The organism is Rhizobium sp. BK181, from assembly GCF_014193305.1.
GTDB lineage: Bacteria > Pseudomonadota > Alphaproteobacteria > Rhizobiales > Rhizobiaceae > Rhizobium.
Genome location: NZ_JACHZA010000032.1, coordinates 1 through 22,958 on the forward strand (window position 1 = coordinate 1; position 22,958 = coordinate 22,958).

Consider the following 22,958-nt stretch of genomic DNA (forward strand, 5'->3'; position numbering starts at 1 on the left):
GCCCGTAACGTGCTGGCACATGCCGGAAAGAGTGGCCGCCGCGTGGTGTCGGCATTCATCGCGACCGCCTTCGCCCAGGAGACGGCAGAGGCTGCAAGCCTGCAGTGGCGCGCCGTCGCTGACCAGATCCGTCCGAAGGTACCAAAGCTCGCCGCCATCATGGATGAGGCCGAACACGACGTCCTCGCCTATATGAGCTTTCCCAAAGAGCATCGCGTCAAGCTCCATTCGATCAATTCCCTTGAGAGGCTCAACGGCGAAATCAAGCGACGCACAGAGGTCGTCGGCATCTTCCCCAACGATGAGGCTATCGTCAGACTCGTCGGCGCGTTGCTGCTCGAACAGAATGACGAATGGGCCGTGCAGCGGGCACGCTATATGACCCTAGAAACTATCGGCCAGATGAGCGATGATCCTATGATCAGCTTGCCGGCAGTGGCACGTTGATCAGTCCGGCTCACGCCGGAGAGCATGGGACCAGAGCCGTCCAGTTACACCACTGCAGTGGGCACGATCAATCATTTTTCAATAACTTACGGAATCGCGTTCAGAGATTTATTCCGCATGAGACCCTGTCTCGACGATTGAGCAGGGGCTACGCCATCCGCTTCACACGGAGCCTCCAGCCATGAGGCGAGGTATGAACGGCCACGCCGTCGTCGTCTTCATCCATCTGGAGGGTGGTGACGATCCAGTCCGGCGGCGTGACCCCAGGCCGTTCCTCGGCACGCAGGACTTCGATCAATACATCGACGGCATCAAGACCACCGCGTGGTTCCCGCCCGTCGCGCTCCAGAGTCCAGAGGTGCTGCATGGTCTTCCTGATTCCGTTCGTTTGGCCCTGCATAGCGGGTTCGGCCGTCGCTTCAAGCGCAGCACGAAGTGCTTCACCCTTTCCAAGGAACAACTGGAATCGTCACGAGTTTCTTCCCTGGAAATCCGATAAAGGAGAAACTGTATGGCAAAGACACAGACACCGAGGGGCCGCGCGCAGGATCGTGCGCGCGTCGCTGGCGGCCAGGATCATGAGGTGACATACGAAGCGAAGAAGGAAGGTGTTTCCAAGGATACCGTCAAGAAAGCGGTCAAAAGTGCTGGCAATTCCCGGAAGAAAGTTGAAGCCGAAATCGGGCGTCGCTGATCCTTTTCAGCAGTTCTCGGATCACCTTTTTCTATCGGAGCAGGCTGGCTTTCCGGGGGAGCTCATGACAAAAGCCAGGACCGACCACCGGATCATGTCACAGGCTGTCCGGGAATGGTATCAATATTATAATGTCGAATGGGACGATCAGGCATCGTCGTTTCTCTGCGATGCAGCTATCGATCTTTACGACCACGGCTGCCGATCGGTTGAGGATATGGCGGCGACGTTGATCGAGACCTACGTCGGGTTGGCTGGTACCCGCGTCAACGCATCGTCTTCCGTCTCCGTGCACTGACGCGTCCGCCGGTATACAATCAGGAAACGCTGGAACTTCTGAACCCACGGGAAGTTTGGGGCCGGGAAGCACACGTACTCTCCTGCCCGAAGCCGTCTGGACCTCATTCGGATGGCACTCGAGCCCATGTCGCGTGTGCTTCCTCGCTGTCGACGTGACGGCATTCTCGCCCACTTGCCGTGGGCTGCAACGCGAGTAGAATCCGGAGGTCGGCCCACACTGCTTTCGGCGGGACCGCTTGAGAGATGTTTCGTGCTCGTGCCGTTGAACGGAGGGCACACAATTGTTCTTACCACTAACTTGCCTCGATGATCGCGATCTCGACGCCATCGTTGATGCGGTTCGTGGATGGTGTGCAGTTCATAGTATCGACATCGACGGCCCTCGCGGCCGTCGCGCAATGGTTATCGCGATCAATCATTGAGGCGACGGGGTCTGTGGACGACCTCTGGGGAATATTGGCCAACACTGTGGAAGCTGGCGGTGAAGACGAGGTTGGCCAGACAGTGCCGCGCGTTCTCGTAGTCGAGGACGAATTCCTGATCGCGCGGGAATTGGCCGCCGCCTTCGAGGATCGAGGGGCGATTGTCATTGGACCTTGTGCCACAACGGAGGACGCCATCCTGCAGTTGGGCGCGTGCTCGCCGACGTTGGCTGTGATCGATATCAATCTCGGTAAGGGAAAGTCTTTCGAGGTGCCCCGACTTTTAGTCGAACGCGGCATACCATTCGCTTTCGTGACGGGCTACGACCACTGCGTTATCCCCCACGAGTATTCCTCTATCCCCTTCTATCAAAGGCCGATGGACACCAACGCCTTTGCCGATGAGGTTTTAGAGCTGTCCTTCAGGTAGGCAAACAGATCAGCGTCGGCAGGTCTGCAGCCCTCGATGGTCGCCCATTCACGTTTGTTAGGGCAGCTTTGACCAAATCGGAACGGATAGCCTGTTCAGCGGTTTCAGCTTCTTTATCGAAAATCTTGGCAATTAGCCGCGACGACAGAAGGTTTGGAGCAGTGCTTGCAAATAGATGTCGAGGCCGCTTCAAGGAATTCTACGGTGACGAAACGCGAACGCCAGATTCTGCCCTCAAGGAGGAGGACCTGCTAGCGGCGTTCGAAGAAGGTACCGCCGCCGTGAAAGGCAGGCTGGATAGAGGCTACCGCGGCTGCAGGCTAGCAGTGACGAATACCGATAATCAGGCAAGGCAATCTTTTTCAGGAGAGACGCTCGCGGCAGATGTCGCCGACAATCTTCTGCAAACCCGTGACGTGGTTCACCACCCAGGCGAGTTCGTCATCCGCAATAGAATAGTTCGCCGAATACCTTGCTTCGACGTAAGCTCGATCGATGCTGGTAAAACAACGCCGCGCAAACTTCGTGTCACGCGGCCAGGCGGCGATCAGGCGGTTGTCGGCCCGCTCGGCGTGCGACCGCAGGACTGACAGCCGATGTGATTTCGGACTGTAGAGCGTCAGAACTTGCAACACGCAGTGATACAGGCGTTCGATGGTTTGATGGAGGAGAAAAGCTGCCTCATTCCGAAAACCATCGACGATTGCCACGTCAGCAAGTTTTGCAAACCGTTGAGCGCTCGGATACCATTGATCAAAATAACCCTGTGCCTCGTCCCGCGCTTCCGTTGTAGAAAGCTGCCGGGGCGAGGCGAGAGGGTGACCGGGGGCCTCATATAGGGCAATGCCGTCGCGGGCTATATCGATAAAGAATGGTCGCCCTCTAGCAAGCTGATCGTTCACCTCATGAAGGGAATGAACGATGAAATTGACCGGAGTTTCAAGCTGCTTGGTAACGGTCAGTTCGCGAACGAGTCGCTCGGAGGCATTCTCCCAGTAATCGGAGGCTTCCGTCGCTCTGTGCGAATTGACGACAATCAGCAAATCGTAGTCGGAGCGATAGCCGCTTTTTCGGTCCTCGACCCAGCCACCGCGCGCGTATGAACCAAACAAAATAATCTTCAGGATGCGAGCGTTGTTTGCGTCGTCCTTCAACTTGGTTCTGCGCGCAGCCTCGAATTCCTCAAACAGGATGCGCGCGACCTCTGCAAGTTCGTCCTGCTTGCGCGGTGGCAGATGATCCAAACCTTGCATGTCTACCTTTCCATCAGCCCGATCCATACAGCTGGATGCGGCATTCCCAGGGAACCTTACACCATTGCTTAGGTCGCGGTGTATGGAAGTTTCACACAATCCACACGAGCAGTAGCTGGAGAACTCAAGCTATCCACATTATGGATGACTGATCTAAGGAGGCTCAGGTGATTCATGGCGAAATTGCAAATCCCAGTCATTGTCCTGCGCGGGACAGCATTCGAGCGCGGCCAACAGCATGTATCTCATTTGCGCAGTCTCATTATCGCTGACTACGATCGTTTGCGGCGCTCGGCTGAGACCACCGACTGGAACCGCGCATGCGCGAAAGCCGCAGCCTCCCTGGAAAAGGTCTCGGCGCTCGATTCTGATCTTCACTCGGAACTTGAAGGAATGGCCGCGGAGACGGGACTTCCCATCATCGATATCTATCTGCTTTCCTGTTTCGAGTACTTTGCCGAGCGGCGCACGGGATGCACGTCCGCGGCCATTTCCACACCATCTGGTGCGCTTGTTGCGCAGAATTGGGATGGACCTGAAGGCGCGGACCGGCATCTTGCCATTCTTGTGCACGAGGCTCCGGGCAAGCGCATGGTCACGATCGCAACCGCCGGGACTCTGGGTTGGGTCGGGCTGAACGACACCGGGTTCGCATTTGTCAACAATGACCTCCTGCTCGATGAGAAGCAGGACAGCCTGCCAAGCCTTGTTATTCGCCGACTGATGCTTGCGCGGCCAAGCGTCGAAGCCGCCCTCGACGTTTTGATGTCTCAGCCCCACATGTCCGGCCGCTCTTTCATTCTTGGCGACGCCGCCGGTCGATTGCAACTCGCCGAGGTTGGCCCATCGATCGGTCTTTCTCGCCGCATTGTTGATTCCATCGTGCATACGAACCATCCTCTCTTTCCCGATGCCTCGGTATGGGAAAATATCGAGGCTGAAGCGCGCCACTATCCGTCGAGCCGCGAAAGGCTAAGGGCTGCGCGCCGGTTCGCTTTGACGGATGCGGCAAGCCTGGCGGCGTTATTGCGCGATCGAACGGGAGCCCCGGATGCGATCTGCAAGTCGTTTTCACCACGCGAGCCGACCGCGACTGCGTTTTCAGTCATCTTCGACTGTGGTCAGCGCGAGGCAGCGATATGGCCTGGGCAGCCAGACGGATCCTCTCCCCAACGTGTTGGTTTGCTGGCCTAGCTGGCCACAGCAGAAGGCATCCCATTGATACGTGCGAAGTGCGCAAAGTGAGCGGCCAGTTCCGCTGCGCGCTCTTCACACTCTTCGGGGCTGTACGATTTGAGATCAAAGCCGAGGACTTCGTGAAGAACCTCCGATGAGGCATCCGTGAAACGAACGGTACCGTCATCATCAACACTTTCGATGCCGTCGTAGTGCTGGCATCGGCAATTGATGTCGATTGCCTCGTCTAGTGTCAGCTTGCCGGGAAGATCGACAAGAAGGCCTGCCTTGGCTATGCGCACCGGATATCCACCAACAAGGCCCAGCGGCCCCGGCGCGTGGACGACATGTCCGGCCGGGTTTGCGAGGGCCAGCAGCATGGCTGTCGCCGACGAGGCGGTAACAGACTGGCCCGCCAGGCCCTTGACGCGACGAAAGCGGCCGGCCACGGATTTGAACAGCGCGTCGTGGTCGATCTCTCCGGCTGGAACCTCCATCCCGTTGGCATAGATGCTCAGATGATAAGGCGCACCATCGGTCCCCCCGGTGCTTGGCATCCGATAGCTCAAATAATGGTGGGCGAAGAAGCGCACGTCGACTTCTGCAGGTGGCAGGTTAAGCATGTGCGACGCGGCAAGTCTGATGCCAGGAACGGCATTGGCAATGTTGCCGATGCCGACCGACGGCGCCAGCCCTTCGCCGGCAAGCGAAGCGTTGACGACATCAGGATAGGATGCATTGACAACAACGGCTTTGCTATCGACCAGGCGAACTGCCTTCATGAGCTTGCGGATCAGCACCTGGTGCATTGGCGTCCATATGCCGCCGCGACCAGCATCAAGACGTGCGAAGGCTGCCGGCGGAAGCTTGGTTATTACCCACCAGCTGTGCAGTGTTGTGGCATTGAAGATGATGTCGGGCTTTAACCTTTCGATGAGATCGGCCGTCTGCTCCACCTCCATGAGGTCGACGGTCACCAGATCGACGGGCCGCGATTGACCAAGGTTGAGAGCCGTGTAGCGCGCAAGGTTGATCCGCTGCAACGCTTTTTCCTGGTTGCGTGCGCCAACCGTAAGCGCAAGCGGCGCGCCACTCTGCAACAGCAGGTCCAGAACGTCGCCGCCCAGCACGCCCTGTCCGATAACAAGAATCTTCGTTTGACGATTGGGTGTCATCATATCCCTCCACTGCTCGTGATGCGGTTATTGCTCACGCAAGACATCAATAGATTGCATTGTGCATTAGCTTGAACTAAACTGCAACCGAAAATTGGAACGCATAATGACACAGCTAATGCGAGCGCAGCATGTCGAACGCATCAAAGCCCCGACTTCTCGTCGATCTCCAGGCTATCGAACATAACTTCCGGGCAGTGAAGCGTCTGGTTGGCGAGAAGGTCGAAGTGAGCGCGGTGGTCAAGAGCGACGCCTACGGGTTGGGGGTCGGCCCCGTTGTCTCGTCCCTTGCAAGCGCCGGATGCAAGAGCTTTTTTGCAGCCGATGTGGACGAAGCAGTGCGGATCAGACGTCGGCTTCCGGATGCCGATATTTTCGTGCTCTCGGGATATCGCACGCGTCGCAAAGCACGATACCGGCACGATCGCCTTGTTCCGGTCTGCAATACGCTTGGTGAGGCCAGAGCGATCACATCTATGGGCTACTCATATGCGATGAATCTCGAAACCGGGTTCTCGAGGCTGGGGCTGAACCAGTCTGATGTCTGCCGCTTCATCCATCTCAATCAACGCTCCCCAGTCCTGGTGATGAGCCACCTTGCCTGCGCAGATGATCCACGACATCCGCTGAACGCTCTACAGCGAGACCGGTTCATCGGGATTGCCGGCCTGCTTGGAAATGTACGGCGCAGTCTTGCGGCATCCTCCGGATTGTTGCTCGGCGCGGCCTATCGTTTTGATCAGGTGCGTATCGGTTCGGCCATTTTCGGGATCGGCAATGCCGACTTCAAGACTGATCCCTTCCTGCCTGTCGTAAGGCTACGTGCCCGGATCGTAGATACGCGTCTTTTTCAGGCTGGCGCAACAATCGGCTACATGGCAACATTTCGCACGTCGCGTCCGACCTGGATCGCAGTCATTGCTGCAGGTTATGCGCATGGCTTCCCATGGTCGCTTGCCAACCGGATGTCGGTCGAGGTTGGCTCCTATCGCGCACCCGTGGTTGGCCGGGTGTCAATGGAATACGCTGCCATCGACGTGACGGATATTCCTGCCGCACTCAGGCGACCCGGTCTCTGGGTGGAACTCATAAGCACAAGTCAGCCGGTGGAAAAGTTAGCTGGCCCTGCAGCAACGATACCGCAGGAATTGCTTACAAGGCTCGGTCGGTCCAGCCAGCGCCGTTATCGCACAAATAGCGCGGGAGAGCAGACTTGAAACCTCGTCACCTTGCTTCGCTCTTCGTCTTGGTATCAGCCGCCATGTTCAGCACGGCGGGATTGTTCATGGGTCTTTTGAAGGCGCCGCTTTTAGCGGTTGTCTTCTGGCGCAGCGCCTTTGCCCTAATTTTTACCGTTTTGCTTCTCGTCCATCAACGTGATCTCCGCGCTCTGATTGGCTTTGACAGCCATGCCTTGCTGGCAAGCACAATGTCAGCATTGGCAACACTGTTTTTCATCGCTGCTCTGCGCCTCACATCGGTAGCCAATGTCGCGGTCATTCATGCGTCTCTTCCATTGTTGACAACCATGATTGCTGTTGTGGTCTCGAATGAAACCGCATCGAGCCGAACGACGGCCTTCGGCGTTCTTGCTGCCGCGGGTGCCATATTCATCTTCTCAGGTTCGGTGTCGTCAGGCTTGCGCATTTTGGGAGACGCACTGGCGCTGGCAATGACAAGCTGCATGGCAGTGATGACCATTGCCTTTAGGATGTCGAAGACGCCAACGGTTCTGGGGATGGTAGCGCTCTCCAACGCCATTTCGATGGTGGTGGCAGCATCCATTGGCGATCGCCTTGCCGTGACAGGTCGCGAGGCCTGTCTTCTTGCGGCGTTTGCTTTGTTTCAGATGACGCTTGGCCTGGTCTTCTATGCCAAAGGCGCACGCCAGCTCCCGCCAGCAGAGACAGCGTTGCTTTCCCTGGCTGAAATGCCGCTTTCGATCGTATCCGTCTGGCTTGCATATGGCATGCGTCCGTCCTGGCAAACTGCCTGCGGCGGAAGCCTTGTGCTTTGCGCGGTCGTTGCCCACCTCGCCACACCACGCAGTGCCATTCGGTGAAAGGGAAAGATAATGCGGAATTTTAACGGCGACCAGACGACATTCCGGAACATTGCGGAGAGCTTTGAAGGTTTTATCATCGATCTCTTCGGTGTCCTCCATGACGGCGTCCGCTCATTTCCGCCGGCGCTTGACGTGCTTCGCCACCTTAGATCGACTAACAAAAGGATCTGCCTGCTGTCGAATTCACCGCGACGGACACAGCAGGTGGCAACTCGGCTTCAGTCGATGAAAATCGACGTGGGATATTACGACGTATTGATTACCTCGGGTGAGCTCGTATTCGAATCTTTATCGAAGCGGGAACCTTCCTTCATGCCAACCTTGGGGTCGAGGTTCTTCCACATTGGACCCGACGAGCTATCAGGGCTTCTGACCGGTCTGGCTTTCGCGAGAGTGGCAGATGTATCGGATGCGGACTTTGTTCTCGCTACGGGGGCATCGGGGCAAACTGCGGGCCATGCGGCATTGAAAGAGGCGGCAGCGCGCAACTTGCCGCTCATCTGCGCTAATCCGGACCTGAGCGTATTGATCGGCGACCGGGAGGTCGCCTGCGCTGGAGTGGTGGCGGCGGAGTACGAGTCTTTCGGAGGTAGGGTTTATCGTTTTGGCAAGCCGGCTTTGCCGACCTATCAAAAGGCGCTGGGAATGCTACAGCTGCCGCCCAATCGGGTGCTCGCGATCGGAGACAGCCTCGCAACGGATATAACTGGCGCCAATCAAGCAAATATCTCGTCCGCTCTGGTGCTGAGCGGAATTCACCATCACTATTTCAGGTCCCGACATGGCTTCGACAGGGCAGCCTTTGAACAGCTCTGCCAGAAGCACGGTTCCTGCCCGAGCCTCATTCTTTCATCTCTTGGCCTGAAGGAGGTGGCCCTCGATGCCGGCTTCGAGAACTTGGCCTAACGCTGGACAAGGGATCCAGTCCCGCCCTGGCCTTCCACCGCTTACTCCGCCAGCGGGTTGAGCTGCGCCTCGATCTTTCGCACCTCAGTCGTCAGCAACGCAACGAGCTCTGGCAGGCGGCCCTCGGTTAGTCGTGGGCTCGTCAGGTTGATGGCGAGCGAGGCGATCGCGTCTCTACCGGGCGGCAAGACAGGAACCGCGATAGACGATATGCCGGCGACCAGTTCGCCGTCATCGAGCGCATAGCCGTCGGTCCTTATCTTCTTGATCGCGTCCTTGATCTTGCGGGCTGTGAACGTACCATACTGTTTATAGAGCGCAGCATTCTGGTCGAGGATGACGTCTGCTTCGGCCTGTGGCAGAAAGGCCAGGATCGCCTGGCTCGCCGGCCCGATCCCCATCGGGATTTGTCCGCCTATATGGCCGGTGAGGCTGTCGATCACATATGTACCCTGCTGTCTGTCGACGCACACGGTGTTAAAGCCCGCGCGCGCCATGAGGAACACGGAATCGCCGGTCGCTGCAGCAAGACGCATCAGCGCCGGGCGGGCGAGCTGCCGCAGCCCGGTTCCGTCAGCTGCTGCAGCGCCCATGGCAAAGAGGGCCAGCCCCAACCTATATCTCTTGGTCTGACGTTCGCGATCAACCAATCCGTGCCGTTCGAGCGCGGTCACAATGCGATGGACAGTCGGCTGCTTGAGTTCCATAGCCTCGACGATCCTCGCCATCGAGGCGCCGCTCTGCCCAACTTCTCCCAGATATTTCAGGATTGCGACCGCTCGATCGAGTAATTGCGTGCCGGTTCCCGCGATCTCTTCCTTGGCCATGTCGTTTCCGCATTTTCTTTGGTGCGATTCCATATACATCGCGACGACAATGTAAACGGCATGGCTGCGCCTGAGGAGGATTTCTGAAGTTGGATTCGAAGAGACGACTCTTGCCGGAGTGGCGCGATGGGCCGTCTCCTTACACCAGAAGGCGCTCGCCGCTCCTTATGATGCTGGCTGATCGAAAGCGAGGCGAGCCTGGGCTCAAATCGGCGGCAGCTCGCTCGTTCGCTCGTCACTTGGGGGTGGGTCGACGCCGTTGCGGCTTGAATTCCGCTAGCAGTGACTTCAACTCTACCTCGCGAACGCGTCGAGCTGCCTCATCCGGACTTACCCAGACAATCGTTCGCTCGCCACGCTCCTTGAAGTTTCCGTGCGACTCTTTGATCTCGATTTGAAAGACATCGACGATACAAGGCACAACGTCGCCATCTCCCAGCAGCTTCAGGTAGGTGTATCTGCCGATCGGTTTCTTCCTGACTTTCCCACGCACACCAGCTTCTTCAAATGCCTCGATTGCAGCCGTCTTGTAAGGCTCCTTGCCTTCTATCGGCCAACCCTTTGGGATGATCCAGCGTCCACTGTCGCGGGACGTGACCATCAGAATCTCGATCGTTTGCCGATCGGCCTTGTATCGAAAGCATATGGCCGCGAATTGCTGCCTAAACTTTCCCGTGAAGAGCTTCTCCGGGACGGCTGCCAGCTGTTTCAATAGCGATTTTGGTTTAGCCGTGCGCCCATTTTTGGGTTGCTTTTTCCGCGTCATGTCCTTCGATGAATGGCAGAAAGCGTTGTTGGTCGCAAGGCCGCGCCGGCCCGACTTCCAAGTAAGTTCTTATGCAGACCGGATGACCCGAAAGATTTGCCAGCGCTTCCGTTTTGCTCCAAACTCCGATCGGCCGGGCAACCATGCCCGAGCAGAACGGAGCTGTGCAACAGTCAGGCTGTTGTGCAGCTTGTTCGAGCCGTTGGGTCGCAGATGTAAATTCGTTTGTGCGTTTCGCGTCAGTCGCCGACCACCGCCGTCTCTAGCGCGTCCAGTTTGCAGCTCTCGCGCGGTCCAAGCGCGGCGAAAAGATCGGTCGCGTCATGAAACCGGAGACGGTTCACAACATCGAAGATCTCTTGCGCGACGTCCGCGGTCAGAGCCCCCATGGAGGCGAGCCTTTCAAACTTTCGCTTCAGATCCGCATCCGATAGCGGATTTTTAGGTTCACCCTTGGGCAAAGAAATCTCGAGTGTCTCGTGGCGGCCGTTGGCGATCATGGTGACACGCGCTGGCGTGGCGGCGGGAAAGACGCCGATATAGTCATCTGCGCTAGTCAATCGAATTCGCCTAGCAAGATTGGTCACGGACCGATCCTTGAGGTGATCGTCCTTGAGCGGCAGCAGTGCTTCGGGACCATGGATCAAGGCAAGAGCAACGCAAAAGGGGATGCTGTATTGCGCGGCCTCGCTCGATTGCGGTTCGCTCTGGTTGGGAAGTGTCAACGCCCGATCGAAGGTTTCGACGACGATGCTTTCAATCTCACTGTCGCAGACCTGCATCAGGCTCTTGAGGATGAGCGCACCGTCAATTGCGGCATGAGCCCACCGACAGCAGCTGTAGATCTTGAAATAGGCCTGCTCGATCGCCCAGTCGCGTCCAAAGTTTTCAATGAGCGCGGCACGATCGTAAGCAACAGGATCGTCGAGAAGATCCAATGGTCCTCTGTGGCCGCTAGCCGCCAGAGCAACGGCCTGGAGACCATTTGCCGTAGCCCAGGGGATCCCTTCCTTGACGGTGTGGCCAAGCTGTGTCCAGCCGGTCGCGGCCTGGGATGTCGACGTCTGCCCGGCGATCGCCATCGCATGCGCAATGACTGGCGTGGAATGGCCGGCTAGCCACCCTGCAGCCGCTGCGACGCCAAGACCACACCATAGCCCGCTGTCGGTCGTGCGCAGGCTTGCGATGTCACGCGCGGCCGAGGCCCTGACGGCGACCTCGTAGCCGAGCACGATGGCAGTCAACAGCTGTGCCGGACTGGCATTTGTCGTTTGGCCGACCGCAAGGACGGCCGGGATAATTGCAGCCGCCGGATGTCCGGATGCCCCTCGATGACCATCATCGAGATCCAGGGCAGCAGCATAGGTCGCATTCACGAAAGCCGCGCCCGCTGGCGGCAGTTTCGTCGCGGAAAACCAGACGGAAGAGCCTCCGCTGCCCCAGATGGTCGGGGCAGCAGCATGGGAGGCATTGCCGCCGGCAGTCGCGGAGCCCGCTGCCGAAACACCCAAGGTGTCCAGGAGGGTTCTGCGGGCGGCGTCAAGAGCAGGTTCGGGCACATTCGTTGCCGCTCTGCAGGAATTTGCCAACGCCATCAGGGCGTAGGAATCCCCAAAAGCTCCAATACTCTTCAAGGTAGTACTCAAGTTTCGAACATCCCCAGTAAGAACAAGTTGAAAGTGGATAGTTACACGCGTTGACATCCATAATGTGGATGCATAGCCTGTCAACAACAAATGCGGAAGTGAGGTTCGAAATGGCCAGAAAGCAGGATTCCGGGCCGCCACGGCTGGTCGTAGCCGTGGCTGCGCCAGTCAACATCACCGTTGACAGGCGCCCGGTATCAGCAAGGCGGGGCGAGAGCGTCCTGACCGCTCTCCGCTCCGAGATTGGCTACGTGCGCAACTCCGAGTTCTCGAAAGAAAGGCGCGGCGGTTTCTGCATGATGGGCGCCTGCCAGGACTGCTGGATCTGGCAGGCGGACGGTCGTCGATTGCGGGCCTGTACGACCCGCGTCGAGGAGGGAATGCAGCTGATGACAACACGGGAGGACCTGCCATGACTGCGCCGATCGTGATCATAGGCGCCGGTCCCGCGGGCATCGCCGCAGCTGGCGTACTCGTTGAGGCCGGTGTGAAACCAGTCCTCATTGATGAGGCACCTGAATTTGGCGGGCAGGTCTTTCGGCAACCGCAACCGGAGCTGATGCGACCGACAAGGCAGCTCTATGGGTTCGATACCGCAAGAGCTCTCGCAAATTTCAACGCAGTCGCGTCATTGAGGAGCGACATTGACTACCGGCCGAACACCCAGATCTGGGGCGCGGCCGTTGGGATGCTCCACGTCGTCAATGCCGGCAGGGCTTCCGTGCAACCATGGTCGAGCCTCGTCATCGCATCGGGGGCGATGGATCGCCTGTTTCCGGTTAAGGGCTGGACTGCTCCCGGAGTTTACAGTCTCGGCGGCGCTCAGGTCGCCCTAAAGGCAGATGCTTCCCTCGTTGGCCGCCGCGTCCTGTTTGCGGGTACTGGTCCGTTACTTTATCTCGTCGCCTACCAATATGCCTTGGCAGGCGCGTGCGTAGTTGCCGTTCTCGAGACGGGCAGACCGCATCGTGCCTGGCGCCATGTTCCAGCACTGGCGAGCGGCAAGGCCATCTTCGTCAGAGGTCTCTACTACATGGCTGCACTGCGGGCACGAGGCGTTGCCATTCATCAGGGCGCCGAACCCATCGAAGTGATCTGTGGCGCTGATGAAAAAGTCGCCGCATTGGTTTTCAGGCACCGCCGGCGCGAGAGGATCCTGGCCTGCGATGCGCTAGCGATCGGGCATGGTTTAAAAGCCGAGTCTCAAATCGCGGATCTGCTCGGCGCTGAATTCGATTTCGACACGGGACAACGGCAATGGCTGCCACGCGCAGATCTCGACGGGCGCTCGACGATATCGAACGTCTATCTTGCCGGCGATGGGATGTCAGTTCGAGGCAGCGGGCTTGCGGAGTTAACAGGAAGAATTGCTGCCTCTGCATTGCTCGTCGACGCTGGATATGGTGCCCACGCGCGTTTGCGCCGCGATCGTCGACTTGTGGAGAGATCGGCGCGATTCAGGAGGGCACTGGACAAGGTCTTTGCGTATCCGCACGCGAAGGCTTCGGAAATTCCCGACGAGGTTACGGTATGCCGTTGCGAAGAGTTGACGGCCGGCACAATCCGGCAGGCAGTGCTTGCGTCAGGCGAGACCGAGATCAATCGGATAAAGGCGTTTTGTCGCGTGGGCATGGGCAGGTGCCAGGGCCGTATCTGCGGACAAGCCACGGCTGAGCTTATTGCGGCAACCGGTGGCGTCCCGATCGAGTCTGTTGGTCGCATCCGCGCTCAGGCTCCGATCAAGCCGGTTCCACTTTGCGAGCTTGCAAAGGGACTGTCATGACCAGTCTCTATGACCTCGCCATTATCGGGGGCGGCCTTGCGGGGTGCTCCACGGCACTGCACGCGGCTTTGAAAGGCGCATCCGTGGTCCTGCTGGAGCGAGGGCGGTGCGGCGCCCAGGCTAGCGGCGTGAACTATGGTGGCGTGCGTCAACAAGGACGCCATCCGGCGGAGCTCCCACTGTCGAGGCGCAGCCGCGCCATCTGGGGTAATCTGAAGCAACTGGTTGGCACCAGCTGTGAGTTCGCGGTGACCGGCCATTTGAAACTCGCCCGCAATGACGTGGATATGATGGAGCTGATCGCGCATCAGCGGTTGCTTGCCGAGCACGACATCTATGCTGCAATCCTCGATGCCAGCGATCTGAAGCGCCGCTTCCCCTATCTTTCCGGGCACTATCCGGGTGGTTCGTTTTGCGGCGAGGACGGGCAGGCAAATCCACGTCTTGTGGCGCCTGCCTTCGCGCGCGCCGCCCGGGCCTGGGGCGCTCACATTCGCGAGGGTGTAGCCGTCAGAACCGCGGCCACTTGTGCGGAAGGATTTGTCTTACATCTCGAAAACGATCCGGTTCCTGTCAAGGCGCGGCGCCTCGTTAATACGGCGGGGGCCTGGGGTTCGGCATTCGCTGCGCAATTCGACGATCATGTCGAAGAGGGAGTCATGGCGCCGAACATGTGCGTGACAGAACCCATCGCACCTTTTATCGGACCGAATCTCGGAATTTGCGGAGGCGGTATTTACATCCGCCAGGCAGCCCATGGCAGCGTCATTTTCGGGGCAGGTCTCGGCTCTGCCGATCGGGACTTGCAACGAGCCCGACCTCTGGCTGACGTGACAATGGAAGCTGCTGCCGAGGCGATCGCCATGGTGCCTCAGCTTGCCAATGTTCTCCTCGTCCGCAGCTGGACCGGCATCGAGGGACGCATGCCAGACGGCCTTCCGATTGTAGGGGAAAGTCCGAACGTGAGCGGTCTTTTTCATGCCTTTGGCTTTTCCGGTCATGGTTTCCAGCTGGGGCCAGCCGTGGGCGCAGTCCTTTGCGAACTTTGTCTTGATGGTCACTCGCCGACTTCGATTGCGGGCCTGTCCATGAAACGATTCCAGCCGGCACTCACGCCGGCGGGCCAACCCTGAAAGAGGAAAAGAAAGGGGAACAGACGTGCGATATTCCTTCGTTCAACTGCTTGGAGGAGCGCTTGCGTTGACGGCAAGCCTTCAATGGAGCTCTGCGTTTGCCGCCGAGCCGGCTTATCACCTTGCCGAACCGGGCGTTCTTTCTGTCGCCATCACTGGTGATATGCCGGGGCTGGTGGCGCGCGGTGGAAAACTTGCCGGCTATGACGGCGACATCCTGCAGATTGCTGCCGAAAACCTGGGTTTGACAATAAGGCCGGTTCCGATGGAGTGGTCAGGCGCAATTGCGGCGGTGCAGACAGGTCGTGTGGATGTCATCGGAGGCAATGTCGCCTGGACAAAGCAACGGGCCGAGACCCTGTCGATGAGCGACCCGACCGGCTATTTCCAGAATGGTATCACCTCCAGGAAGGACGCTGGGTGGCATAGCCTCAAGGATCTGGAAAACCGCAAGGTCGGATCGATGACGGGATTCTCCTTCCTGCCGGAGCTCAGGAAGATCCCGGGCCTGGAGCTATCGCTTTACGACAGCACTGACGCTGCGCTGCGCGACCTGCTGGCTGGTCGTGTCGAAGCGCTGGTCGGAGACCCACCGGTCATCGATTATGCGCTGTCGAAGAACCCTGACTGGGGTCTCGTCAACCTGGCCTTCACCGATAACAACCCTGACTTCCCACTCCTGACCGGCCTCGGGCGTCAATATGTGTTCGGTCTATCCAAGGAAAATGCAGACCTGGCGGCGGCACTGAGCAAGGAGATCCGTGGCCTTTGGGCCTCGTGCCAGATCAAGTCGATCGGCAAGCTCTACGGCAATATCAGCGAGGCGAACTACACACCGTCTGCGGAGAATTTCAGGGCAAGCGTCGACCGACCTGCCGATTGGAATCCACCGGTTTGTAACCATTGAACATCAGCGGCCGGTGAAACGGCCGCTCTTCACAGAAAAGGAGGCCACGATGGCCGCCGACGTGCTTCTTGAGGTTAAAGACCTCGGAAAGTCATTTGGACCGTTGAGGGTTCTCAACGGCATCTCCTTTAATTTGCGTCGGGGAGAGCGCGTTGTGCTGATTGGCCCCAGTGGATCGGGCAAATCGACCTGTTTGAGAGCGATCAATTTTCTCGAGCCGCCAAGCGAAGGCGAAATTCGCCTGGAAGGGACACTGATCGGTCGTCGCAGGAACGGGCGTTTGATGAGTGAACGTGAGATGGCGCCGCAACGAGCCGACATAGGCATGGTTTTCCAGCACTTCCACCTCTGGCCACATTTGTCAGTTCGCGCCAACGTGGCACTGCAGCCGACAAAAGTAAGGGGGCTGAAGCATCGAGAGGCGGACAAGCTTGCTGGCGAACTGCTCGCAAAAGTCCATCTCTCGCAGAAGGCCGATGAAATGCCGCATCGGCTCTCTGGCGGACAGCAGCAGCGTGTTGCGATCGCCCGCGCGCTTGCCCAGCAGCCGAAGTTGCTGCTTTTCGACGAGCCGACGTCCGCGCTCGACCCGGAACTGGTCGGGGAGGTCCTGACAGTCATAAAGGAACTCGCGCAAGAAGGTCGGGCGATGGTGCTCGTCACGCATGAAATTGCCTTTGCGCGCGAGGTTGCCGATCGCATCATCTTCATGGATGGCGGCCGTATCATTGAGGAAGGTCCGGCCAAGACGGTTCTGGATGACCCGCAAACGCCCCGCCTGAAGCAGTTTCTTGCGAGCCTGCAGCTTGGGGGACGGGATCATGGATGACACTTTTGCTGGCACGCTTGCAGGAGCACTCGTTTCAGGAGCGGCAGTAACTATCGAGGTGACCGCTGGATCGCTCATCGTGGCTCTCATTATCGGCGTCGCTCTGGCAACCAGTGAATTTCTGTCAGACAACAGCCTGCTGCGGATCGCCATCCGTTTCTATGTCGAGAGCCTGCGCAACATTCCGAGCCTGACCTTCCTCTTTCTTCTCTACTTCGGTCTGGCGTCGCTCGGGCTCAGGCTGTCCTCAATCGCAGCGGGCGTCGCCGGATTAGGCATGATCGGCGGTGCTATCTGCGTCGATATCTTCCGCTCGGGATTTCAATCCGTCCCGGTCGGGCAAAGCGAGGCAGCGGCGTCAATCGGCCTCACGCCGTTCGCTGCATTCCGGCTGATCGTGGTCCCGCAGGGGTTGAGACTGGCGCTCCCTTCCATCGGAAACTACGCGGTCTCGCTTGTCAAAGATACGTCCCTGGTCGCGGCCATCGCCGCGCCCGAGATCCTCTTCAATGCAAGACAGCTCGTCAACGAAACCTTCGAGACGACACTGATCTACGCCGGTGCTGCCGCTGTCTATTTGATCCTGACCAGCGTCGTTGCGCGGTCCGTCGCCCTGATCGAGCAGAAACTGGGGATTGGATGATGTTCATTGAAATCATTTCCAACAACATCGCTGACTGGGGTCCGCGTCTCCTTCACGGACTTCACCTGACCCTCTCTTTAACCGCGTCAGGATTCTGTCTGGCTGTCATGCTGGCCATGTTGATCGAGTACCTGCGCTCGCGGCGTGCACTTGTTCCGCAACTGGTCTCGCGCGTCTACATTACGGTTGCTCGCGGCGTGCCCATTCTTGTGATCCTCTATCTGCTCTATTTCGCTCTTCCGGGAGCGGGCGTTACCTTGTCGGCATTCATGGCCGGTACGCTCGGGCTTTCCGCGGTCTATGCGGCCTACCTGGCGGAGGTTTTTCGTGCCGGTTTCTGTGCAATTTCCGCTGGTCAGCGCGAGGCTGCTCTTGCTGCCGGTCTGACGCCACTGGCAGCCTTCAGGCTTATTCTATTGCCGCAGGCCATCCGGCAGACGGTAGCACCTTTGTTGATCAATCTCGTGTCTCTTATGAAGGACAGTTCGATCTGCGCCCTAATATCTGTTCCTGAGCTGACTTTGGTGTCACGCGAACTGATGTCTGAGAGTTTCCTTCCGTTGCACGTCTTCGCGCTTACGGCATTGCTCTATTTCAGCCTTGCATGGCCGGCTTCTATTGCCGCCCGAATTATCGAGCACCGGTTACAGGGACGCGCGCGGCTTCGAGCCCACCGCAGTGCCCTGCCAAGTCTTCTTGCCAGAACCTGTCCGTAGGTACTAGCCAGGTCCCAATCACCACGGAAATCAAAAGTCGAGTCAATCAGGAGTGCAGATGAAGAAACTGATAAATCGCCCGGAAGAGGTCGTCCGGCAAGCGCTGGAGGGTGCCGTTGCGCTATCGCCTGGCACTGCCCTTCTTTCCGACGAGAACATCGTCATACAATCCGGCCTGCCAGACGCAGCGGCTCGTCCCGTTGCCGTGATCTCTGGTGGTGGAAGCGGACATGAACCGGCACATGCAGGTTACGTGGGCCGATCCATGTTGACGGCTGCGGTTGCGGGTGACGTCTTCACGTCGCCGAGTTCCGACGCCGTACTGTCTGCCATCAGGGCCGTCAGTGGGCCGGCCGGTGCTGTGCTCATCGTCAAGAACTATACCGGCGACAGGCTGAACTTTGGACTTGCAGCCGAAATCGCGAGGGCAGAGGGGATTCCGGTCGAGATTGTTGTTGTCGCTGACGATGCCGCTTTGCGCGATACGGTAGCTCCAGACAGACGGCGCGGCCTCGCCGGCACGGTTCTCGTTCACAAGATAACAGGAGCCGCAGCGGCTCAAGGACATTGCCTTGCGGCTGTGGCCGCAATCGCGAGAGATGCAGCACAGCGGGTTTCCTCGATGGGAATCTCGCTCGGAACCTGCATCCTCCCCTCCGTCGGGAAACCTGGTTTTGTCCTTGGAGAGAAGGAAGTCGAGGTTGGGCTCGGCATTCACGGCGAGCCGGGAGTTTTCCGCATGGAGATTGCGAGCGCCGATGAATTGGTCGAACTGACTTTGAAGACGATCCTGGTTGACGGCAAGGTCCGGAGAGGAGACGAGGCCGTTCTGCTCGTGAACGGGCTCGGTTCAACGCCGCCGCTAGAGCTTGCAATCCTCGCCAGAAGCGCACTACGAAGCCTCGCCAAGGGTGGGGTGACGGTTGTACGGGCCTGGGCTGGCACGTTCCTATCAGCGCTCGATATGCAAGGATTTTCACTGTCGGTCATGCCTGTGACATCTCGAGACTTGCCGTTTTTCGATATGCCGGTCGAAGCGCAAGCCTGGCCGGGCGGCGGCCTTGTGAACGCGGAGCCCTTGGTGGCAGTGCCCAGTCCGCACGATCTCCCGATTGTGGCGCAGGAAGATCAAGCAAACGTCTCACCCGCCGGCCGGCGTCTGCAGGAGATATTTGCCTCCGCCGCACGCGCATTGATTGCAGCGGAAGATCACCTTGCCACGCTGGACGGAATTTCGGGTGACGGCGATCTCGGGGCGAGCATGCGTCGCGGGGCTGAGGCCATCCTGGACCTACCGGAGGGCGCATTCTCTTCCGTCTCAAAAGGGTTATCTACAGCCGCCGATCGTGTCAGAAGAGCAATCGCTGGGAGTTCAGGTCCCTTCTACGCTGCCGGACTGATGCGGGCGTCCAGGCATCTGGCTACGATCGACGAGCCGTCTGCGAGCGATGTCGCCGCTGCGTTTGCGGCCGCCGTCCAGGCGATATCCGAACTGGGCGGAGCAAGGCCCGGCGACCGCACAATGGTAGACGCATTGCAACCCGCGGCCTCAACGTTCGAGGAGCAAATCGCCGCGGGACTTCCTCTGAAGGAAGCATGGGAACGAGCCGTGACGGCGGCAGAGGAGGGCATGCGACGAACGATTGACATGCGGCCAAAGCTTGGGCGGGCCAGCTATATCGGTGGGCGCGTAATCGGCAGTCCTGACGCAGGGGCAGCGGCAGTGACCATCTGGCTTGCTGCGAGTGGGGCAGTGGAAGATGCTTCACACGCTAAGACATAGAATTGAAGCTGGGACGGGAAAAACCTCCTCGTGATCATTTTCCAAGAATCGGCTTTGCACCACACTAAGGTTGCCTGTCGGCTTGCTGGCTTCTCCGTCGTCGAGCTTCCAGTTGCTACAGCCGCGACTGCAAACAGAGGTCGGGCGGAGGGAGGCGGCGGCATATCGAAACACGGCGGAGCGTCATCCTAGCCGCGATGACTGGCCACGAGGAAGGGGGTGATTGCCATACGCGCCGGCGAGGCGGACGACATCACCCGCGAACTCAACGAACTTGTGGGCATCTACAATCCGATGACCTCGAAGCTCGCCCAGTCCAGACGCCAAGGCCAGCCTGGCAGTGCAAGATGGCTTCTTTCATCGACAAGTACTGTGCTTGCAGTTGTTTTCCAGCCGCGATCACATTGATGCGATTAAAGGTGCGAAGGCAGTGATCACCGGTCCATAAAAGGGTGTTGGCGCCAGGAGGAAGGCAAATTCGCACGATCTCAGATTTCTTGTTTGCGACGAGATCCACGAAGCCGGGGTCCTGGTGGGAGAAGCCATTGTGGTCCTGCCGCCAGACATGCGACGTAAGAAGGTAGTTCAAGGGATCGGTTTTCGCCATGGAAGTTCGCGAGATACCTTCAGCCACACCGATACTAGCTGCAGAAGTTTAGAGGAGGGAACGAAGGCTTCTTTGATGGAGATCAATCTGGGCTGCTCGAAGCGACCCTGCAATTTTTCCCAAGCTCGAGCCCGTGTCGCCGATCTCTCAACTCAGTTAGGGTTTGTTTACCACGCCTTTGCTAGAGTCTCGCTGTCGCGGGGATGAGATACCGAGACATTTGCGAGGAGCCGGTTCGTTTTCAGTCGTGGCTCCTCGCGCCCTACTCGACAGCAACCAAGATATTCGTTCCTAGTTGCCGGCCGGTGGTGGCAGGGCGGCTCCGGAGTAGGGGTCGATCCAGATCAGGTGATCTGTTGTCGATTCACGCCTGGTACGTTCTCGGCGGCGACCTTGGCAGCGAGCCTCTCGCGTTCGTCAAAGATGGTACCGGAAAGTTCGACTATGCCTGTTTCTCACCTGATAGCGGGACGAATATCACCAAGCCATTGTCTCCCGTTGCACTCACCGAACAGAACATGGAGAGCGGCGGGATCCCTTCCAAGCGTCAGGGCCTCATACGGAAAAAAGGCCCTGCCTAGACACAAGCGGGGCAGTTTATCTCAGGAAGAGAGAAGGCGCATGCATCGCTTCTCCTACCCTCGAAACGAAGCACCTCGGCGTTTGTTGCCACCTGATTGACAGATTAGAACGATCTTATAAATGCACCTTGCTTGGCCGGGGGAAACTTCGCCTCTTTGTGTGTGAACGCCAAGAACCATCAGACCGAAACCGAGCAAGACCAAGATCGTCACAAGGATTCACACGCCACGGCGACGGTAGCTCTGAGGCACAGCTGTTCAGTCGAGATTATCACTGTCGTGGTTGCATCGCGACTTCACACTGAGCTGACAGAGGGGAGGATCAGTCGGCGGTTGGGATGCATTAACGATACAAGGCAAAACAGGACCATTGTCCGATCCAGATAGGACCTCAGTCCGATGTGCAATCAATAACCACCGTTTAGATTGTCAGTCATCTTAAACGAGCGACGCACGCCTTTTTTGGCGATTTTACTCGCATATTGATTGGACCAACGATGCGCATCACCACATTGGCCTCCACGGCGGTACTCTCCCTCGCTGTTGCAACGCTCCCGCTTACCGTTGGTGGGTTCGACACCGTGGCGATGGCAAAAGGCGACGGAAACGGCGGCGGGAATGGGGGTGGAAACGGTGGTGGCAGCCACGGAAGCAGCGGTAGCCGGGGAAATAACGGCACACACGGAAACAGCGGCAGCAAGAGCGGGGCTTCAACTCATGGCAACGCGAAATCTCAGGGCAACCCGAGTAAGTCTTCCAGTAACGCTGGTAGGAAGTCGCAGTCCGCGAAAGCTGACAAGCCAAACACTGCTACCCAGGAGAAAAACACTACCGCAGAGCTTGCTGGTCTCAACTCGCTGAAGCGGAACTACAAGGCCTATCTGAACACGTCTGATCCGAAGATGAGCGCGATTGCGGCCTACGCGGTTGCCTATGCCCAGTATGAGATCGATAACGGAACTGAGCCGTCGGTCGATGACCCGATCTTGGGTGACGAGGCCTTGGAGGATGCTCTAGCATCCGCAACGAAGACAGGGCAAGTCAGCCCTGCCGTTCTGCACCGGGCGAAGGCAATCCTCGGCGTGGGCGAAGCGGACGGGAAGATCGACCAAATCCGAGATTCGCTTGAGACTTCCGCTCCGGAAACTCAAGACGAATAGAAGGAAATCTGGTCAACAAGGCGTTGCCAATTGCATGGACCTTAGTCCAACTTGGCACCCACGTGAGTGCAGTCTAATATTAAGCTGTTCGCTTGAGCGGATGGACGGAAGCCTGGGGCTGGGGATCAGACATCACGCCTATGCAGGCTTCCGCGCCGTGCTGCGAACGTCTCCAGGCGGAAAAGCCGACGGACAAACTTGTCAGCAGACGAACATACTTAGCGTTCGGGCTCGTGCCCGCATCGAGGCATAAAGTCGATACTCATGCATAAGGCGATTTCGTTCGGACCGGGGAGCGCCAGATGAATTTCATCGACCTAGTCGGCAAGCGTGTTCTTGTGGTCGAAGACGACTATCTACAGGCAAGCAATGTAACCTTTGCGCTTGAAGACCAAGGCAGCGAGGTGATCGGCCCATTTCCTGATCTAGAAAGCAGCCTGTTGAGCCTGGAGGCTAGAAATATCGATGTCGCCGTCCTCGACATCCATCTCGGTAGCGATCTGGTATACCCCGTTGCAGACAGACTGGATCAAGCGCGGGTGCCGTTCGTATTTGCTACAGCGGGCAATGAAAGCGGCATTCCCGACCGTTTTTGCGGGGTTCGGCGTCTTTTGAAGCCTTTCAGCCTCGAAGAACTCGCAGTGGAACTGGCCATCTTGGTGGCCGAGCGCAGAGTGACGTGGCAATAGCGGCTTCGTCGGCACAGACA

General features: G+C 58.3%; 24 protein-coding genes and 2 pseudogenes. 19 read left to right on the plus strand and 7 right to left on the minus strand.

Annotation, left to right across the window (positions count from 1 at the left end; translation table 11 throughout):
• From FHT77_RS30395 to FHT77_RS30415, 5 genes are all read left to right on the plus strand, one after another.
• On the plus strand, positions 1–447 hold a 447-nt coding region (locus FHT77_RS30395), incomplete at its 5' end, for a transposase (RefSeq protein ID WP_183759194.1).
• A gap of 193 nt (positions 448–640) precedes the next feature.
• Positions 641–946, plus strand: a complete 306-nt coding sequence (locus FHT77_RS30400) for a hypothetical protein (RefSeq protein ID WP_183759195.1) — start codon at positions 641–643, stop codon at positions 944–946.
• Between the two features lie 12 nt (positions 947–958).
• Positions 959–1,141: a DUF3606 domain-containing protein gene (locus FHT77_RS30405; RefSeq protein ID WP_183759196.1), complete on the plus strand. Its 183-nt coding sequence runs from the start codon at positions 959–961 to the stop codon at positions 1,139–1,141.
• A 64-nt stretch (positions 1,142–1,205) separates the two neighbouring features.
• Positions 1,206–1,439, plus strand: a complete 234-nt coding sequence (locus FHT77_RS30410) for a hypothetical protein (RefSeq protein WP_183759197.1) — start codon at positions 1,206–1,208, stop codon at positions 1,437–1,439.
• Positions 1,440–1,876: 437 nt separating this feature from the next.
• Positions 1,877–2,293 carry a hypothetical protein gene (locus FHT77_RS30415; RefSeq protein WP_183759198.1) on the plus strand — a complete coding sequence of 139 codons (417 nt, stop codon included), beginning with the start codon at positions 1,877–1,879 and terminating at the stop codon, positions 2,291–2,293.
• A 362-nt stretch (positions 2,294–2,655) separates the two neighbouring features.
• Here FHT77_RS30415 and FHT77_RS30420 read toward each other — a convergent pair whose 3' ends face one another.
• A complete protein-coding gene (locus FHT77_RS30420) occupies positions 2,656–3,573 on the minus strand; it encodes a HEPN domain-containing protein (RefSeq protein WP_246720244.1) in 918 nt (305 codons plus the stop codon).
• 147 nt (positions 3,574–3,720) lie between these two features.
• On the opposite strand from FHT77_RS30420, the gene FHT77_RS30425 reads away from it, so the two are divergent.
• Positions 3,721–4,740 (plus strand): C45 family autoproteolytic acyltransferase/hydolase, encoded by a 1,020-nt coding sequence (locus FHT77_RS30425; RefSeq protein WP_183759199.1) that lies wholly within the window; start codon positions 3,721–3,723, stop codon positions 4,738–4,740.
• On the opposite strand, the gene FHT77_RS30430 is transcribed toward FHT77_RS30425, so the two are convergent.
• Positions 4,737–5,900, minus strand: coding sequence for a hypothetical protein (locus FHT77_RS30430; RefSeq protein ID WP_246720246.1), 1,164 nt, complete (start codon positions 5,898–5,900; stop codon positions 4,737–4,739). The genes FHT77_RS30425 and FHT77_RS30430 overlap by 4 nt on opposite strands.
• Before the next feature lie 128 nt (positions 5,901–6,028).
• Here FHT77_RS30430 and alr point away from each other — a divergent pair, with 128 nt between their 5' ends.
• The 3 genes from alr to FHT77_RS30445 are packed head-to-tail and all read left to right on the plus strand — an operon-like array spanning position 6,029 to position 8,868.
• Positions 6,029–7,114 (plus strand): alanine racemase, encoded by a 1,086-nt coding sequence (alr, locus tag FHT77_RS30435; RefSeq protein WP_183759201.1) that lies wholly within the window; start codon positions 6,029–6,031, stop codon positions 7,112–7,114.
• Positions 7,111–7,959, plus strand: a complete 849-nt coding sequence (locus FHT77_RS30440) for a DMT family transporter (protein WP_183759202.1) — start codon at positions 7,111–7,113, stop codon at positions 7,957–7,959. The genes alr and FHT77_RS30440 overlap by 4 nt, the downstream gene beginning before the upstream one ends.
• Before the next feature lie 12 nt (positions 7,960–7,971).
• A complete protein-coding gene (locus FHT77_RS30445) occupies positions 7,972–8,868 on the plus strand; it encodes a TIGR01459 family HAD-type hydrolase (RefSeq protein WP_183759203.1) in 897 nt (298 codons plus the stop codon).
• 41 nt (positions 8,869–8,909) lie between these two features.
• Here FHT77_RS30445 and FHT77_RS30450 read toward each other — a convergent pair whose 3' ends face one another.
• The 3 genes from FHT77_RS30450 to FHT77_RS30460 all read right to left on the minus strand — a co-directional run bounded on the left by FHT77_RS30450 (position 8,910) and on the right by FHT77_RS30460 (position 12,020).
• On the minus strand, positions 8,910–9,695 hold the full coding sequence (locus tag FHT77_RS30450) for an IclR family transcriptional regulator (RefSeq protein WP_183759204.1): 786 nt from the start codon (positions 9,693–9,695) through the stop codon (positions 8,910–8,912).
• 235 nt (positions 9,696–9,930) lie between these two features.
• Positions 9,931–10,461: an NUDIX hydrolase gene (locus tag FHT77_RS30455; protein WP_183759205.1), complete on the minus strand. Its 531-nt coding sequence runs from the start codon at positions 10,459–10,461 to the stop codon at positions 9,931–9,933.
• Positions 10,462–10,700: 239 nt separating this feature from the next.
• Positions 10,701–12,020, minus strand: coding sequence for an MmgE/PrpD family protein (locus tag FHT77_RS30460; RefSeq protein WP_312859798.1), 1,320 nt, complete (start codon positions 12,018–12,020; stop codon positions 10,701–10,703).
• A gap of 197 nt (positions 12,021–12,217) precedes the next feature.
• On the opposite strand from FHT77_RS30460, the gene FHT77_RS30465 reads away from it, so the two are divergent.
• Genes FHT77_RS30465 through FHT77_RS30500 form a run of 8 tightly spaced genes read left to right on the plus strand, consistent with a single transcriptional unit; the run spans position 12,218 to position 19,901 of the window.
• The gene (locus tag FHT77_RS30465; protein ID WP_183759206.1) at positions 12,218–12,523 is read left to right on the plus strand and encodes a (2Fe-2S)-binding protein; all 306 of its coding nucleotides are present in this window, start codon (positions 12,218–12,220) and stop codon (positions 12,521–12,523) included.
• Positions 12,520–13,890, plus strand: coding sequence for an NAD(P)/FAD-dependent oxidoreductase (locus FHT77_RS30470; RefSeq protein ID WP_183759207.1), 1,371 nt, complete (start codon positions 12,520–12,522; stop codon positions 13,888–13,890). Before FHT77_RS30465 ends, FHT77_RS30470 begins: the two co-directional genes overlap by 4 nt.
• Positions 13,887–15,023 (plus strand): NAD(P)/FAD-dependent oxidoreductase, encoded by a 1,137-nt coding sequence (locus FHT77_RS30475; RefSeq protein WP_183759208.1) that lies wholly within the window; start codon positions 13,887–13,889, stop codon positions 15,021–15,023. The genes FHT77_RS30470 and FHT77_RS30475 overlap by 4 nt, the downstream gene beginning before the upstream one ends.
• Positions 15,024–15,048: 25 nt before the next feature.
• Positions 15,049–15,930, plus strand: coding sequence for a transporter substrate-binding domain-containing protein (locus FHT77_RS30480; RefSeq protein WP_312859799.1), 882 nt, complete (start codon positions 15,049–15,051; stop codon positions 15,928–15,930).
• A gap of 49 nt (positions 15,931–15,979) precedes the next feature.
• Positions 15,980–16,759: an amino acid ABC transporter ATP-binding protein gene (locus FHT77_RS30485; protein WP_183759209.1), complete on the plus strand. Its 780-nt coding sequence runs from the start codon at positions 15,980–15,982 to the stop codon at positions 16,757–16,759.
• On the plus strand, positions 16,752–17,402 hold the full coding sequence (locus tag FHT77_RS30490) for an amino acid ABC transporter permease (protein ID WP_183759210.1): 651 nt from the start codon (positions 16,752–16,754) through the stop codon (positions 17,400–17,402). The genes FHT77_RS30485 and FHT77_RS30490 overlap by 8 nt, the downstream gene beginning before the upstream one ends.
• Positions 17,399–18,118, plus strand: a complete 720-nt coding sequence (locus FHT77_RS30495; RefSeq protein ID WP_183759211.1) for an amino acid ABC transporter permease — start codon at positions 17,399–17,401, stop codon at positions 18,116–18,118. Before FHT77_RS30490 ends, FHT77_RS30495 begins: the two co-directional genes overlap by 4 nt.
• 58 nt (positions 18,119–18,176) lie before the next feature.
• Positions 18,177–19,901: a dihydroxyacetone kinase family protein gene (locus tag FHT77_RS30500; RefSeq protein WP_183759212.1), complete on the plus strand. Its 1,725-nt coding sequence runs from the start codon at positions 18,177–18,179 to the stop codon at positions 19,899–19,901.
• Between the two features lie 271 nt (positions 19,902–20,172).
• On the opposite strand, the pseudogene FHT77_RS30505 reads toward FHT77_RS30500, so the two are convergent.
• Positions 20,173–20,594: pseudogene (locus tag FHT77_RS30505) on the minus strand (phosphoketolase); the annotation flags it as partial.
• Positions 20,595–20,799: 205 nt separating this feature from the next.
• A pseudogene (locus FHT77_RS31855) lies at positions 20,800–20,957 on the minus strand (histidine kinase); the annotation flags it as partial.
• Between the two features lie 629 nt (positions 20,958–21,586).
• Between FHT77_RS31855 and FHT77_RS30515 the strand changes: the two are divergent.
• Both FHT77_RS30515 and FHT77_RS30520 read left to right on the plus strand, forming a co-directional pair.
• Complete coding sequence (locus FHT77_RS30515) at positions 21,587–22,249, plus strand: hypothetical protein (protein WP_183759214.1); 663 nt, start codon at positions 21,587–21,589, stop codon at positions 22,247–22,249.
• A 302-nt stretch (positions 22,250–22,551) separates the two neighbouring features.
• Positions 22,552–22,938 (plus strand): response regulator, encoded by a 387-nt coding sequence (locus tag FHT77_RS30520; RefSeq protein WP_183759215.1) that lies wholly within the window; start codon positions 22,552–22,554, stop codon positions 22,936–22,938.
• Positions 22,939–22,958 lie beyond the last annotated feature (20 nt).

Excerpts from the sequence above, each read along its gene's own strand:
- FHT77_RS30400 (WP_183759195.1), top strand. The coding sequence starts at position 641 with ATGAACGGCCACGCCGTCGTCGTCTTCATCCATCTGGAGGGTGGTGAC.
- FHT77_RS30405 (WP_183759196.1), top strand. The coding sequence starts at position 959 with ATGGCAAAGACACAGACACCGAGGGGCCGCGCGCAGGATCGTGCGCGC.
- FHT77_RS30410 (WP_183759197.1), top strand. The coding sequence starts at position 1,206 with ATGACAAAAGCCAGGACCGACCACCGGATCATGTCACAGGCTGTCCGG.
- FHT77_RS30420 (WP_246720244.1), bottom strand. The coding sequence starts at position 3,573 with ATGGATCGGGCTGATGGAAAGGTAGACATGCAAGGTTTGGATCATCTG.
- FHT77_RS30425 (WP_183759199.1), top strand. The coding sequence starts at position 3,721 with ATGGCGAAATTGCAAATCCCAGTCATTGTCCTGCGCGGGACAGCATTC.
- FHT77_RS30430 (WP_246720246.1), bottom strand. The coding sequence starts at position 5,900 with ATGATGACACCCAATCGTCAAACGAAGATTCTTGTTATCGGACAGGGC.
- alr (WP_183759201.1), top strand. The coding sequence starts at position 6,029 with ATGTCGAACGCATCAAAGCCCCGACTTCTCGTCGATCTCCAGGCTATC.
- FHT77_RS30445 (WP_183759203.1), top strand. The coding sequence starts at position 7,972 with ATGCGGAATTTTAACGGCGACCAGACGACATTCCGGAACATTGCGGAG.
- FHT77_RS30450 (WP_183759204.1), bottom strand. The coding sequence starts at position 9,695 with ATGGCCAAGGAAGAGATCGCGGGAACCGGCACGCAATTACTCGATCGA.
- FHT77_RS30455 (WP_183759205.1), bottom strand. The coding sequence starts at position 10,461 with ATGACGCGGAAAAAGCAACCCAAAAATGGGCGCACGGCTAAACCAAAA.
- FHT77_RS30465 (WP_183759206.1), top strand. The coding sequence starts at position 12,218 with ATGGCCAGAAAGCAGGATTCCGGGCCGCCACGGCTGGTCGTAGCCGTG.
- FHT77_RS30470 (WP_183759207.1), top strand. The coding sequence starts at position 12,520 with ATGACTGCGCCGATCGTGATCATAGGCGCCGGTCCCGCGGGCATCGCC.
- FHT77_RS30475 (WP_183759208.1), top strand. The coding sequence starts at position 13,887 with ATGACCAGTCTCTATGACCTCGCCATTATCGGGGGCGGCCTTGCGGGG.
- FHT77_RS30485 (WP_183759209.1), top strand. The coding sequence starts at position 15,980 with ATGGCCGCCGACGTGCTTCTTGAGGTTAAAGACCTCGGAAAGTCATTT.
- FHT77_RS30490 (WP_183759210.1), top strand. The coding sequence starts at position 16,752 with ATGGATGACACTTTTGCTGGCACGCTTGCAGGAGCACTCGTTTCAGGA.
- FHT77_RS30495 (WP_183759211.1), top strand. The coding sequence starts at position 17,399 with ATGATGTTCATTGAAATCATTTCCAACAACATCGCTGACTGGGGTCCG.
- FHT77_RS30500 (WP_183759212.1), top strand. The coding sequence starts at position 18,177 with ATGAAGAAACTGATAAATCGCCCGGAAGAGGTCGTCCGGCAAGCGCTG.
- FHT77_RS30515 (WP_183759214.1), top strand. The coding sequence starts at position 21,587 with ATGCGCATCACCACATTGGCCTCCACGGCGGTACTCTCCCTCGCTGTT.
- FHT77_RS30520 (WP_183759215.1), top strand. The coding sequence starts at position 22,552 with ATGAATTTCATCGACCTAGTCGGCAAGCGTGTTCTTGTGGTCGAAGAC.